Annotated in this window: 14 protein-coding genes and 1 riboswitch; of the genes, 3 read left to right on the top strand and 11 right to left on the bottom strand. The window is 58.0% G+C overall.

The window, feature by feature from the left end; translation table 11 throughout:
* Window positions 1-58: 58 nt before the first annotated feature.
* Window positions 59-1321: an enterobactin transporter EntS gene (gene entS, locus PMI17_RS18130; protein ID WP_007891271.1), complete on the top strand. Its 1263-nt coding sequence runs from the start codon at window positions 59-61 to the stop codon at window positions 1319-1321.
* Here the strand turns inward: entS and fepB are convergent.
* The 8 genes from fepB to PMI17_RS18090 form a co-directional block, all read right to left on the bottom strand.
* Window positions 1318-2268 (bottom strand): Fe2+-enterobactin ABC transporter substrate-binding protein, encoded by a 951-nt coding sequence (fepB, locus tag PMI17_RS18125; RefSeq protein ID WP_235440727.1) that lies wholly within the window; start codon window positions 2266-2268, stop codon window positions 1318-1320. The genes entS and fepB overlap by 4 nt on opposite strands.
* Window positions 2269-2557: 289 nt before the next feature.
* Window positions 2558-3487 carry an ABC transporter substrate-binding protein gene (locus PMI17_RS18120; RefSeq protein WP_007891267.1) on the bottom strand — a complete coding sequence of 310 codons (930 nt, stop codon included), beginning with the start codon at window positions 3485-3487 and terminating at the stop codon, window positions 2558-2560.
* Between the two features lie 9 nt (window positions 3488-3496).
* On the bottom strand, window positions 3497-4231 hold the full coding sequence (locus tag PMI17_RS18115; protein WP_007891266.1) for an ABC transporter permease: 735 nt from the start codon (window positions 4229-4231) through the stop codon (window positions 3497-3499).
* Window positions 4215-4931, bottom strand: coding sequence for an ABC transporter ATP-binding protein (locus PMI17_RS18110; protein WP_007891263.1), 717 nt, complete (start codon window positions 4929-4931; stop codon window positions 4215-4217). Before PMI17_RS18110 ends, PMI17_RS18115 begins: the two co-directional genes overlap by 17 nt.
* Window positions 4928-5893: a HesA/MoeB/ThiF family protein gene (locus PMI17_RS18105; RefSeq protein WP_036621770.1), complete on the bottom strand. Its 966-nt coding sequence runs from the start codon at window positions 5891-5893 to the stop codon at window positions 4928-4930. The genes PMI17_RS18110 and PMI17_RS18105 overlap by 4 nt, the downstream gene beginning before the upstream one ends.
* 11 nt (window positions 5894-5904) lie before the next feature.
* Window positions 5905-6663, bottom strand: coding sequence for a thiazole synthase (locus tag PMI17_RS18100; RefSeq protein ID WP_007891255.1), 759 nt, complete (start codon window positions 6661-6663; stop codon window positions 5905-5907).
* A 3-nt stretch (window positions 6664-6666) separates the two neighbouring features.
* Entirely contained in the window at window positions 6667-6864 is a 198-nt protein-coding gene (gene thiS, locus PMI17_RS18095) for a sulfur carrier protein ThiS (RefSeq protein WP_007891245.1), read from the bottom strand.
* Window positions 6848-7792, bottom strand: a complete 945-nt coding sequence (locus tag PMI17_RS18090; RefSeq protein WP_007891243.1) for an FAD-dependent oxidoreductase — start codon at window positions 7790-7792, stop codon at window positions 6848-6850. Before PMI17_RS18090 ends, thiS begins: the two co-directional genes overlap by 17 nt.
* Window positions 7793-7921: 129 nt before the next feature.
* A riboswitch (TPP riboswitch) is annotated at window positions 7922-8041 on the bottom strand.
* 202 nt (window positions 8042-8243) lie between these two features.
* Between PMI17_RS18090 and PMI17_RS18085 the strand changes: the two genes are divergently transcribed.
* Window positions 8244-8681: a 6,7-dimethyl-8-ribityllumazine synthase gene (locus PMI17_RS18085; RefSeq protein ID WP_007891239.1), complete on the top strand. Its 438-nt coding sequence runs from the start codon at window positions 8244-8246 to the stop codon at window positions 8679-8681.
* Window positions 8682-8810: 129 nt separating this feature from the next.
* On the opposite strand, the gene PMI17_RS18080 is transcribed toward PMI17_RS18085, so the two are convergent.
* Together PMI17_RS18080 and PMI17_RS18075 are read right to left on the bottom strand one after the other, a co-directional pair.
* Window positions 8811-10124, bottom strand: a complete 1314-nt coding sequence (locus tag PMI17_RS18080; protein WP_007891237.1) for an MFS transporter — start codon at window positions 10122-10124, stop codon at window positions 8811-8813.
* Between the two features lie 187 nt (window positions 10125-10311).
* The gene (locus PMI17_RS18075; protein ID WP_007891235.1) at window positions 10312-11037 is read right to left on the bottom strand and encodes a pirin family protein; all 726 of its coding nucleotides are present in this window, start codon (window positions 11035-11037) and stop codon (window positions 10312-10314) included.
* A 123-nt stretch (window positions 11038-11160) separates the two neighbouring features.
* Between PMI17_RS18075 and PMI17_RS18070 the strand changes: the two genes are divergently transcribed.
* The gene (locus PMI17_RS18070) at window positions 11161-12036 is read left to right on the top strand and encodes a LysR family transcriptional regulator (RefSeq protein WP_007891233.1); all 876 of its coding nucleotides are present in this window, start codon (window positions 11161-11163) and stop codon (window positions 12034-12036) included.
* Between the two features lie 119 nt (window positions 12037-12155).
* Here the strand turns inward: PMI17_RS18070 and PMI17_RS18065 are convergent, their stop codons facing one another.
* The gene (locus PMI17_RS18065; RefSeq protein WP_007891232.1) at window positions 12156-13388 is read right to left on the bottom strand and encodes an MFS transporter; all 1233 of its coding nucleotides are present in this window, start codon (window positions 13386-13388) and stop codon (window positions 12156-12158) included.
* Window positions 13389-13595 lie beyond the last annotated feature (207 nt).

The following is a 13595-nucleotide window of genomic DNA, read 5'->3' as shown; positions in this document are numbered from 1 at the left end:
ACGCGCAATGAATTGCGCCGCTACGGGTGATGCAAATGGGATTTATTGTTGGAGATATATGGCTAAGCCCTCGATATTTTTAGATTTTAGTTTGTTGAAAAACAACGCATCGTTCCGCGCGATTTTCTGCGCTCGCATGCTATCGGTGTTTGCGCTCGGCATGCTGGCAGTGGGCGTACCGGTGCAGATTCAGGCGATGACCGGCTCCACGCTGCAGGTGGGCGTGGCGGTGATGCTCGATGGCATCGGCATGTTTATCGGCCTGCTGCTCGGCGGCGTGCTGGCCGATCGCTACGATCGCCGCAAGCTGATTCTGTTCGCACGCGGCACCTGCGGCATCGGCTTTGTGCTGCTCAGTCTGAATGCCTTCAGCCCGGCGCCTTCGCTGCTGGCGCTCTATTTCCTCGCCTTTTGGGATGGCTTCTTTGGCGCCCTGGGCATGACCGCGCTGATGGCGGTCATCCCGCTGATTGTCGGTCGCGAACATCTGGCGGAAGCCGGCGCGCTCAGCATGCTGACGGTGCGCCTCGGCGCGATTCTGTCACCCGCGCTCGGCGGCATGATCATCGTCGCAGCAGGCGTCGGCTGGGCCTTTGCCGTCGCCGCTATCGGCACGCTCGCCACGCTAATTCCGCTGGTGCGTTTACCGACGATGCAGCCTGAACAGCAGGAGCCAGAGCATCCGCTGCGCGCGCTGGCGAGCGGCATGCAGTTTGTCTGCCAGCATAAAGTGGTCGGCGCAGTGGTGCTGGTTGGATTGCTGCTGAGCATGGTCGGTGCGGTGCGTATCCTGTTCCCGGCGCTGGCGCTGGCGTTTCACGCCGATGCCTCGGCATTAGGTTTGATGTACTCGGCGGTGCCGCTGGGTGCGATGATTGGCGCGTTTACCAGCGGCTGGGTGCGACAGTTAACGCGTCCGGGGCTGGTGCTGATTGGCTGCGCGCTGCTGGCGTTTGCCTGCATCGCCTCGCTCGGTCTCTACAGCCATTTACTGCCCGCGCTGCTGGCGCTGGTGTGTTACGGCTACAGTAACGCCATCGCCTCGCTGCTGCAGTTTATGCTGACGCAGCATCATACGCCGGATGCGCTGCTGGGCCGCGTGAACAGTCTGGGAACGGCACAGGATGTCACCGGCGATTCGGTGGGTGCGCTGGGTTTAGGCGCGCTGGCACGGGTGCTGGCGCCGCTGAGCAGCGTGCTGTGGTTTGGCGGCCTGGCCGCGGGCCTGTTGGTCCTGCTGTCGCTGGCGGCGCGCGGCCTGCGCACCGCGCGTCTTAGCCACCAGCCGGAGACACCGCAGCCGGCCACCGCCGATGCTTAATGTGAGAACTGCCGCTCAATGCTGCTGAGCATATTGCTGGCGCTGTAGTAATCGAGGCGGAATGTGTCGTTACCCATGGCAAAAATGTCGTGCTGCTGCACCGCTGGCAAATGGGCGAGGAACGGATTCTTCGCCACCTGCGGCACGGTTTTTTCATCGGCGGCAAACAGCAATAGGGTGTTGCCGGTGATGCCATCGGCCATGTTTTCCCCGCTCATCTGGATAATGTCATTGCGCTTGCCCATGCTGGTGCTGCCCTGGAAACTGGCGGGCGGCGCGGCTAAGGTAAAACCCAAATCCTTTAACAACGCGCCCTGCGCCGACGCCGGTGTCCACAGGTTTAAACCCCGCCCATCTTCGTAATAGACCAGCGCAGAGGTCGGCTGCGGCGGCAGCGTAATCTGGTTGCGCACCGCGGCAACGCGCTGATCGAACGCCGTAATGACCTGTTGCGCATCCGCGTCGTGACCGGTGATCTCGCCCAGTTGCAAGGCAAGCGCCTGCCAACTCTTATCGCCGTAGTCGATCACTAAAACCGGTGCAATGGTGCGTAGCTGATCGTAAAGACGCAGCGCCGAATCCCCGCCGGTAGCGGCCATCACAATCAAATCCGGGGCTTCGGCAGCAATCGCTTCGGCATTCGGCTGCGACACATACAGCGGTTTTACCTGACGCGCTTTCGCCACTTCACTCCACTGAGTAAAGAAGCCCTGCGCATCCGCGACGCTGCTGTTGCGGCTGGTGGCACCAGAGCCGATCAGCGGCGCGTTAATTGCCAGCAAGGTGCCGCTCAGGGTGACGCTGGTCGAAACAATACGTTGCGGCGGCTGTTGCAACGTAAATGGACCTTGCGGTGTTTCGATGGTGCGCGGCCAGCTGGCGTTGGCCTGGACGTTAGTGCAGATGACAAATAGGCTGAGCAGCAGAGAAAGAGCGGGGAAACGCATCAGGTTGTCCATGACTTGATAGTTGAGAATAAATATCATTATCAAAAATACAGCGGTGTGCAAGGGAAATTGGAGAGCGGATGCCCTCACCCTAGCCCTCTCCCACAAGCGGGAGAGGGGATGTTTAGGTAGAGAATAATGTTTAGGTGGAGTGGAATGTTTAGGTGAAGTGGAATGTTTAGGTGGAGTGGCGATATTTATGGTGAGCACCATCGGCCCCCTCTCCCGCGCGCGGGAGAGGGCTGGGGTGAGGGACCCAGCGCACCTTACCGCGCCACTCCTTATCGCACTACAATGAATACCGATTCATCGGCGCCACATCCTTAATCACCCCATTCGCTCTCATATATTCGCCAAATGCCTGATAGCGCGCCCGATCAAACTCTGCGCTGTGCGCAGCGAAGTACGGCAGCGTCGCCTGCCACGCTTGATGATTCAGTTTGGTGTTCAGCTCCGGATATTGCTTGATAAACGCCTGCCACGCCTCTTGCGGATGCGCGCGCAGCCACGCCACGCCGGCATCCAGACCGCGCAGGAACGCCGGAATACGTTTATCCTGCGCCGCTGTTTTCTGGTTCGCCAAAATGATCAGCTCGTCGTACGCTGGCACACCATGATCTTCCGGCTTGAACACCGTCGGATGGGCGCCTTTGTCCTGCAGATCCAACAGCTCATAGTTGCGGAAAATAGTCATCGCACCATCAATCTTGTGCGTCAATAGCGCCGATTCACCGTCCATATTCAGGTTAATCAGCTTCACTTTATCGGCATCAACGCCCTGCGATTTCAGCATATTGCGGATCGCTACATCCTCGGTGCCCGGCACGGCGTAGCCCAGGGTTTTCCCGGCAAAGTCCTTGAGCGAGTGGATATCACTCGACAGCGTCGTCAGCGTGTTCAACGGCTGGTTGACCATAGTGCCAACGCGGATCACCGGCACCTGTTTCTCCACCAGCGTATACAGCTGCGGCTGGTAGCTGATAGCGAGATCGACTTTCCCCGCCGCCAGCAGCAGCGGCACGGATGCCGAATCGGCCGGTGCGATCATCTCCACCTCCAGCCCCTCTTTTTTAAAGGCGCCGCTGTGCTGGGCAGCAAAAATCGCCGCGTGGTTCGGGTTGATAAACCAGTCGATCAGCAGACGAACTTTCTCTGCAGCGTGCGCGCTGCTGGTCGTCAGCAGCAGCAAAGCGGTGATGGCGATACGTAGGGTGTTCAAGGTGCATCCTTATAGAGTTTGCCAGAGGGTTTTCTTACGAATAAGCGCTACGCTGCCGGAAAGCAGCAGCGCCAGAATCAGTAACAGCAGCAGCGCAGCAAAGCTGGTGGCGGTTTCAAGGCGAGCGTTCGATTGCATCATCAGATAGCCCAGCCCTTCACTCGCCCCAACCCACTCACCGATTACCACGCCGATCGGTGCCAGCACTGCCGCCATCTGTAAGCCGGAAAAAAACTGCGGTAAGGCGGCGGGCCAGCGCACGCGCCAGAAGATGCGGAAGCGCGATGGCGTGGTGGTTTGCGCCAGCTCCAGCCAGCCGCTCGGCGTGCGGCACAGCCCATCGAACAGTGACAAGCACAGCGGAAAAAACAGAATCAACGCCGCCACCACCACTTTCGACGCAATGCCAAAACCGAGCCACAGCACCAGCAGCGGCGCGAGGGCAAATACCGGGATCGCCTGGCTGGCAGTCACCAGCGGAAACAGCACGCGACGCAACAGCGGGCTGGCGGCCATCAGCACCGCCAGCGTCACGCCGGCACCCACGCCGAGCAGCAGCGCCAGCACAATTTCCGCCAGCGTATATAACGTGTGATGCCAGAGCAGTTGGCGATGCAGCCATAGCGCTTCAAGCACCACCTGCGGTGCAGGCAGTAAAAAGGTCGGCACGCCGCTGTGACGCGCCAGCAGCCAGCCGCACAGCAGCACCACGCACAAATAGATCGCACTAAACAGTGTTTTCATGGGTATTCAATCGGGAGAAAAGTTGCGCCTGCGCCTGCAACACGCCGGGATCATCGAACGGTCGCGGTGTTACACCGTCAGGCACCGGCCAGTTTTCGATGTCCAGCGGTTGGCCATCGAGCAGTAAAATGTCATCGGCCATGCGGCAGGCTTCCAGGGGATCGTGGGTCACCAGCAACACGGTTTTACCTTGCAGCAAGCGTGCGGTCAGCGTCTGCAGGCTAAGTTTGGTCATCACATCAAGCGTGGCGAACGGCTCATCCATCAGCACCACCTCACGCTGCGCATAGAGCGTGCGCGCCAGCGCCACGCGTTGCCGCATGCCGCCAGAGAGTTGATGCGGCGGTACGTGTGCCACCTCGCTGAGCTTCACCTGCTCCAGCAGCGCCAGCGCGCGCGGACGATCTGCTTTTTCACCGCCCAGTCGTGCCGATAACATCACGTTTTCCAGCACCGTCAGCCACGGATAGAGCAGATCCTGCTGCCCCATCCACGCCACATTGCCGCTCAATCCCTGCACCGCGCCCTGTTGCGGCTGAAGTAATCCCGCGATCAAGCGCAGCAGCGTGCTTTTGCCGATGCCGCTGCGTCCCAGCATCACCGTGGTTTTGCCGCCGCGCAGCTGCAGATTCAGCTGCTGGCACAGCGGTTTATCGCCCCAGCTAAAGCTCACGTCGTTGAAAAGAATGTCGTGGCTCATGGGCGATTTGCCGCCAGAATCGCCAGCTGGTTAAAGCCACGCTGCGCCAACACTGCGGCGGCCTGCGCGGCACGAATGCCGCTGGCGCACACCAGTACAATGCGTTGCTGCGTCGGTGGCTGCCATGTGGCGATCGCCTGCGGCAGAAGGCGTTCAACGCTCTCTGCGACGCTGACTGGCGCTTCTTCATGGCTACGCAGTTCGACAATGCAGTCATCCGCCGCCAGCAGTTGCCGATCGATAAACGGCACCGCCTGTTGCGGTTCTTCGGCCTGATCAAAGCGGAACGGGCGGAAGTGCCAGTTAACAAAATCGCAGTTCACCAGACAGCCAAGCGGCGATGGCTGCAGATCAAGCAGCACGCTGAGCGCCATCTGCGCCTGCATCGCGCCCAATGCAGCGACCGCCGGACCCATCACGCCTGCGGTGTTGCAGTTCGCCGCCGAGGAGGGCAAGCGGGGAAACACCGCGCGATAGCTCGGCGCTCCGCCACAAAAACCGCCCACGTAACCTTGTCTGCGTAGAACCGAGGCGCTGATAAGCGGGATGCCCGTTAGCATGCACGCATCGGAGAGTTGATAGGTGACGGCAAAATTATCCGCCGCGTCGATCACCAGATCGCACTGCGCCAAGGCCTGCTGCACATTGCTGGCGCTCAGTGACTGCTGCAGCGCGTCGATCTGCACCTCGGGATTACGCTGCTGTAATGCCTGCTGTGCGCTGAGCACCTTGGGCTGGCCGATATCCTGCAGAGTAAACAGCGTTTGCCGATGCAGGTTATGCAGCGCCACTTCGTCGTCGTCATAGAGCCGAATATGGCCGACGCCCGCGCCCACCAGCTGCGGTAGCAGCGTCGCGCTTAACCCGCCGGCACCCACCACCACTACGCGCGCGTTGCGCAGTTTGCGCTGCCCGTCTTCACCCACTTCCGGCAGCATCATCTGGCGTTGATAGCGTTCCATATCGCCGCCCATCAGTTGAGATTTGCCAGGCCAAAGATGGGCGTGGACGCACTCGCCATATCGCGCTTCTCCATCAATCCGGCGCTACATGCCGCTCGCCCGGCTTCAATCGCCTGACGGAAAGCGTTGGCCATCACGATGGGATCGCCCGCTTTGGCGACCGCGGTATTCAGCAAAATGCCATCGAAACCCATCTCCATCGCCTGCGCCGCCTGCGACGGCGCACCAATCCCGGCATCAATGATCAGCGGAACATCGCTAAACCAGGCGCGCATCGCGCGCAGGCCGTCGATGTTGCGCAATCCCTGGCCGGAACCGATCGGCGCGCCCCACGGCATCAACAGTTCACAGCCTGCCGCCAGCAGTTTTTCGCCAACGATCAGATCTTCAGTGGTGTAGGGAAATACCTGGAAGCCGTCTGCACAGAGAATGCGCGCCGCTTCCACCAGCGCGAACGGATCGGGCTGCAGCGTGTCGGCGTGGCCGATCACTTCCAGCTTGATCCACGCGGTATTGAACAGTTCCCGTGCCATATGCGCGGTGGTGACCGCCTCTTTCACCGTATGACAGCCGGCGGTGTTCGGTAACACGCGGATGTTGAGTCCGGTCAGCAGATCGCGAAATGCTGCACCGGCAGCGCCTTCGCGTCGCAGGCTAACGGTGATGATTTCGCTGCCAGACGCGGCAATCGCCTGCTGTAAAATCGCCGGCGAAGGATAGCCCGCGGTGCCGAGTAGGAAGCGTGATTGGGGATCATGATCGTAAAACATCGCTTAGCCTCCCTGCATCGGTGACAGCACTTCCAGCTGGCAACCTTCATCCAGCAGCTGCGTGTCGTACTGGCTTTTCGGCACGAAGGCGCCGTTAAAGGCGGTGGCCACGCAGGCCACATCAATTTGCTGCTCGATCAACAATTCGCTCAGGCTGGTGGCCTGGGTGCTGATGGCGCGGCCATTAAGCTGAATGTTCATAGGATTGCTCTCCAGATAGGCGCTGCATCAGCTGCTCTGCCAGCATCGGTGCCAGCAGAAAACCGTGGCGATACATGCCGTTGAGATAAAAGGTGTCATTTTGGTAGTGAATTTCCGGCAGATTGGCCGGATAGGCCGGACGCAGCCCGCTGCCGACCTCGATGACGCGCGCTTCCGCTAATGCCGGATGAATAGCGTAAGCGGCGCTGAGTAACTCCATCATGGCGCGGGCACTGATTGCGCTGGCATCGTCGCTCTCAACCATGGTGGCGCCGAGCATGAAATGGCCGCCGCGACGCGGCACCAGATAGCAGGGAAAACGCGGATGCAACAGGCGGATCGGACGGGAAAACTGCACCTCATCGCTGTGCAGAATCAGCATCTCACCGCGCACTGCGCGCAGGCGCGGCAGCTCAGGCGCCGCATGGATACCACGACAATCGATAGTCTGACCGCTTGGCGTATGCGAGCTGAAGGCTACGCCGCGGGCGATCAGCTTTTCACGCATCTCCTGTAGCGCCAGGCGCGGATCGAGATGCGCTTCCTGAGCGAAGAACAGACCGCGCGCAAAGCGCCCTTCCAGCGCCGGTTCGATGTGGCTGGGATCGACCCATTGATGTTGCTCGGTCATGCGGGCGAAACGGTTGAGTTCCTGGCTATCGCGCGGCGGCGCCACCACCAGCGTACCCTGATGCTCGACGCTGCTGACGCGCTGTTGCCACCACGCGGCAGAGTGCTGTCCAAGGGAGATCACCTCGCGCGGTGCGCTTTCGGATTCGCACCAGGGCGCCAGCATGCCACCCGCAAACCAGGAAGCCGGACGCCGCGATGCATCGCCGATCACCTCAACGTCTTCACCGCGTTCCGCCAGCAACGTTGCCACGCACAAGCCGGCCACGCCGCAGCCGAGCACGCTCCAGCGGCTCACAGCGCCTGTTCCAGGATGTTTAAAAAGGGGAAGTTCACATCGGCCTCTCAGTGTTGACTGAGACCCGCAGATACAGGAGAAGGGAAAGGGCGCCAACCATCGAACTTGCCTTAGCGCCAGACAGCCAATCTAACAAGCTGTCAGTCTTCCTACGCCAGTATCAACTGGGTCAGGTTCAAAGGGTCGCTAAGCCGCGCAGTGCGCTATTAGCCTCTCAGTCTCTATGGCGAGACTCCCCCGACGCGTCTATTTGTATTGCAGGCGATGGTCGCCGTCAAGCGCGGAATAACCAGATAGTTTACGAGGCATTACATATCACGGCATTTATCGCTACTTAGGCTTGGTGGATCATAAACGTAACATATGGTATACAAACACATTATTGCTGAGAGTATGGATTTCTCTCTTAATTTAATAGCGCGAACAAATTACAGGTGATGTCGGAATAATCATGAACAATATTAAAATTGCATTTATTAAAGCCGGATGGCACAAAGAAATTGTCCATAACGCTCTGGTGGGTTTCGAAAAAGAATTAGCCGACCAATCCGTTGAAGCGCAATTAAAAGTGCTGGAAGTACCTGGCGCATTTGAAATGCCGCTGTTGGCTAAGCGTCTGGCAGAAACCGGCAAATACGATGCGATTGTCTGCGCGGCGCTGGTGGTGGACGGCGGTATCTATCGCCATGATTTCGTCGCGGCAGCCGTGGTGGATGGCCTGATGAACGTACAGCTGACGACCAACGTGCCGGTGTTTTCCGTGTCATTAACCCCGCATAATTTCCAGCCGGTTGATGTCATCGAAAACTTCTATACCGAGCATTTCATCAAGAAAGGCAAAGAAGCCGCGCGTGCTGTGCTGGCTATTCATAATCTTTCGATTGATTGAAACGTATAAAAGGGAGCAACGAATTAGCTGCTCCCTTTTTAATTATTCCGCCTACCCAAGGTTAAATTTCAGAATAGTACCAGCTGCATATACGGCAATTATCCGTCCCCCTTCCTGACTTGCCTCGACTTAATGTTTCACACTCATCAAATGATTTTCCTTCAAATGTCGGCGCGGCTCGGAAGGATTGATATCGCACGCTTTTGGCAGTAATAGCGTAAAGATGCCCGCAATCACCAGCGATCCCGCCAGCCAGCAAATCGCCACGTTTTGGCTGTACAGCAGCGTCATGATGCCCACCAGATACGGCCCACAGAATCCGCCCAGGTTGCCTAATCCATTAATGACACCGCGTGCGCTACCTGCTACTTCCGGCGCGGCGATACGTCCGGGAATCGACCAGAATGGGCTGGTCGCCGCTTTCAGGAAGAAGCCGCACACCACCAGCGCGATGTAGGCGGCGACGACGTTGTCATGCAGCACCACCGAAGCCAGCAACGCAGCGGCGAAACAGAACAGCGAAACCATCACCCACAAACGCCGCTTGCCGGTGCGATCGCTCAACCAGGAGATGGCGTAAATGCCCAGAACTGTGGCGACAAACGGAATCGCCGCCAGCAGGCCAACGCCCGCCATATTGCTGCCGGTAAGATTTTTCAGGATACTCGGCAGCCACAGCGTGTAACCGTAATCCCCGGTTTGGTAGAAGAAGTTCAGCGCCACCAACTTCATCAGACCCGAGTTCCGGAACACCGCTTTTAACGGCGCTTTGCTGACCGGTTCCTTTTTAAGATGCTGGGCCTTTTCACGTGCCAGCTCGCGCAGCAGATACTCTTTTTCTCGGGCGGGTAACCAACGCGCATCCTCAGGACGATCGGCGATCACCAGCCACCACACCAGCAGCACAGCGGCAGAAAGCAGACCTTCAATAATGAACAGCCAGCGCCAGTCCAGCACGTTAATGATGTAGCCCGATATCGGTGCGGTGAACATGCCGCCCAGCGGCGCGAACATCATGACAAAGGCGTTAGCGCGTCCCAGCTCCTTTTCCGGAAACCAGTTGCTGACCATGGTTAACACCACCGGTAGCATGCCGCCTTCGGAAATCCCCAGCACGAAACGCAGCGCCAGCAGCTGATAGTGATTGGTGACAAACCCGGTGGCGATGGAGACCACCATCCACGCGGCCAGCGACCAGGCAATAAAACGTTTCCCGCTGCCATTCACCGCGATACGACCGCCAGGCACTTGTAAAAACAGATAACCGATAAAGAAGATGCCGCTGACCACACCGGCCATTTGGCTGGTGATCGCCAGATCCTGATCCATACCGCCAGGCAGCGCGAAGCTGATATTGACGCGATCCATGAATGAAACAATGCAGGTGATAAGAATTGGGGCAATGACGCGATACCAACGCGTTCCGGGGATTTTTTCGTGCATGCTGCCCTCTCCATGTTTAGCCATGATGCTTAGGTTCAATGGCTATCTATTAAAGAGAGTATGGAAATAATTATTGCGATCTTAATCACTGCAATTAATGTTAAGAAAAAGTGTTACATACGCTGTGATCGCGCATAAAAAAAAGCAGCGCGATGGCTCGCACTGCTCTTTGCACTCTTTTTAATCATTAACGCTGCGGATGATTCACTTCCAGCGGACGCAAATCAAATACCAGCACTTCCGCATCATCACCGTTAGCGAACTGCAGCGCAGTTTCGTTACGAACCCGTGCACCGTCGCCCTCTTTAAACGTCACGCCATTCACTTCGATGCTGCCGCGTGCCACGTGAATATAGGCGTAGCGATCGGCATCCAGTTCGAAAGTCTGCTGCTCTGCTCCGTCAAACAGTCCGGCATAAATACGAATATCCTGATGCACGCTGAGCGAACCGTTATCGCCGTTTGGCGAAATGATCAAACGCAGCTGGCCGCGCTTGTCACTCTCTGCCACGGAAACCTGCTGATAACCCGGCTGCGTGTTACGTTCAGCAGGCACAATCCAAATCTGCAGGAAGTGCACCTTATCCGTTTTCGAGTGGTTAAACTCGCTGTGCGTGACGCCGCTACCGGCGCTCATCAGCTGCACATCGCCCGGCACAATCACCGAACCGGTGCCCATGGAATCTTTATGCTCCAGCGCGCCTTCCAGCACATAGGAGATGATTTCCATATTGTTGTGCGGGTGCGCACCAAATCCACGGCCCGCGGCAACGCGGTCATCATTGATCACCAGCAGATCGGAGAAGCCGGTCTGTTGCGGATCCCAATAGTTAGCGAAGGAAAAAGTGTGATGTGAGTTCAACCAACCGTGGTCACCCACTCCGCGTTGTTCTGACAGGCGTTGTTCAATCATGATCTGCTCCTCAAATGTGCTGTTGGAGGGCGATTACCCTTCCCGTTGCAGATAAGTATACGTAAACTGTTTTGCCTAACAATGCGTTCAAATGACAATGAGTGTCACCGATGAGTGGACAATATGCAGATTGAAGATCTCCGCATTTATGTAGCCGTAATCAAAGCCGGTAACTTCACCGCCGCCGCCGAACAGCTCATGCTGTCGAAACAATATGTCAGCCGCCGTATTGCCGCTCTGGAAGAGTCGCTCGGCACGCGTCTGCTCAATCGTAATACGCGTAAGTTATCGGTGACGGATAACGGACAGCTGTTTGCGCAGCACGCGCAGCGCATTCTCGATGATGTGCAGGAAGCCGAGCTGGCGGTATCGGGACGCCGTCAGGCGCTGCAAGGCAGTTTCCGTCTCAGCGTGCCGATGTCGTTTGGCATCAGCCATCTGTCGCCGTTTATTGCCGAGTTTCTCAGCTTGCATCCGGGATTGCAGTTCCAGGTTGAACTGGCCGATCGCTATGTCGATATGGTGGGCGAAGGTTTCGATATGGCGATCCGCATTGGCACGCTGCCCGATTCCAGTTTGATCGCCAAACGACTCGGCGAGTTCCGGCGAGTCATTTGCGCCAGTCCGGCCTACCTGCAGGGCGCCGGCGCACCGCGCACGCCGGAAGCGCTCACCGAACATTTGTGCCTGCGCTACGGGCGCGAAAGCCAAACGGGCTGGGAACTGTTTAGAGGCGATGAGCGCAAAGTGATTAGCGTGCAAGGGCCGATGGTCAGCAATAACGGAGAGATGCTGCGTGATGCGGCCGTTGCCGGGCTGGGGCTGATTCTGCTGCCCGAGTTCATCGTGGCGCCGGCGTTAGCCAGTGGCGAGCTGATTACCGTGCTGGAAGAGTGGCAACCGGCAACGCTGAATCTGAATGCGCTTTATCCACAGCATCGCCAGCGCAGTGAAATTAATCGGGTGTTTATGGCTTTTTTGCAGGAGAAGCTGGCGTAATCAATGAGTTGCACCAAACGTAGCGGCGCGATTCATCGCGTTTACCAATGGAGGCACTATGCCCATCCTGGCAATGCGCAATAAATTGCGCCGCTACGGTGTGTGCTTATTAATAAGTATCAGTGACTTTCGTGAGCAAAAGTGATGGATTTACGGCGCGCATCGCGCATCGCCACCGCATGAATTAACAGACCTAACACCGCCAGAATCGCGCCCACCCAACCGGTTGACTGCCAGCCCAGGCCAGCTGAAATGGTGACGCCGCCCAGCCACGCGCCGAGCGCATTCGCCAGGTTAAACGCCGAGTGGTTCATCGCTGCCGCCATGGTTTGCGCATCACCGGCCACGTCCATCAAGCGGATTTGCAGCACCGCCGCCAGCGCCACCATGGTGCCCACCAGCATCACATTGATGGCACCCGCCAGCGCATAGTGCGCGGCAAACACAAAGGCGCTGAGCACCAGAAATGACCAGATCAGCAAAATGCGGATGGTCTTTTCAATGCCGCGATCGGCCAGACGGCCACCGGCAATGTTGCCGATAATCATGCCCAGCCCGAACAGCGCCAGCACGGCGGGAATCCAGCTCACCGGCATCTGCGCCAGTTCGGTCATGGTCGGTTTAACGTAGCTAAACACCGAGAACAAACCGCCGCTGCCCACCGCGCCGATCGCTAGCGTTAAAAGCACCTGTTTGCGCGTCAAAGCGGAGAGTTCACGCAGCGGGCTGGCCTGTTTGTCGCCAGCCACGTTCGGCACCCACAGCCAAATCAGCAGCAAGGTCACCAGCGCCAGACCGCCGACAATGGCAAACGCATCACGCCAGCCGAACCATTGACCTATGGCAGTGACGGCGGGCACGCCGAGTAAGTTGGCGATAGTCAGGCCAAACAGCACCATCGACACCGCCTGCGCGCGCTTTTTGCGTTCGACCAGGCCAGCAGCTACCAGCGCCGCCACGCCAAAGAAGGTGCCGTGCGGGAAACCGGCGAGGAAACGCGCCAGCAGCATCGAGTAATAGCCGGGCGCAATCGCACTCAGCAGGTTACCGGCGGCAAACAGGCCCATCAGCGTCATCAGGAAGTTACGACGTGAGGCGCGCGCGCCTAACACCGCCAGCAGTGGCGCACCAATCACCACGCCGAGGGCATAAATACTGATGAGATGCCCAGCGGAGGGAATCGAGACGTTGAGGCCTTTGGCTGCATCGGGCAGCAGGCCCATGATGACGAATTCGCCGGTACCAATGGCAAAGCCGCCGGTGCCGAGCGCGAACAGGGCCTTCAGCACGCTCTGACGCGGCAGCGATGCCTCATTCGGCAGCTGAGTAAGTTGGGGTTGTACTGATGACATGAGTTTTCCGAACCACAGGTGAAGAACTCAGTCAGGATCGTGGACGCATTAAACAGCAACCATCGTCGTAACTGAGTTAAGTAAGCGGCATATGATAGCGTAAAAACCCGCACATGCCGTAGCGGCGCAATTTATTGCGCAAAATAGGAATTGGCACACTGCAGCCAATGATTCGCGCGATAAATCGCGCCGCTACAAAACGTGCCT

The sequence above is a fragment of the Pantoea sp. GM01 genome, assembly GCF_000282675.1.
GTDB classification, from domain to species: Bacteria; Pseudomonadota; Gammaproteobacteria; order Enterobacterales; family Enterobacteriaceae; genus Pantoea; species Pantoea nemavictus.
This window is presented reverse-complemented; position numbering and strand designations above follow the sequence as displayed.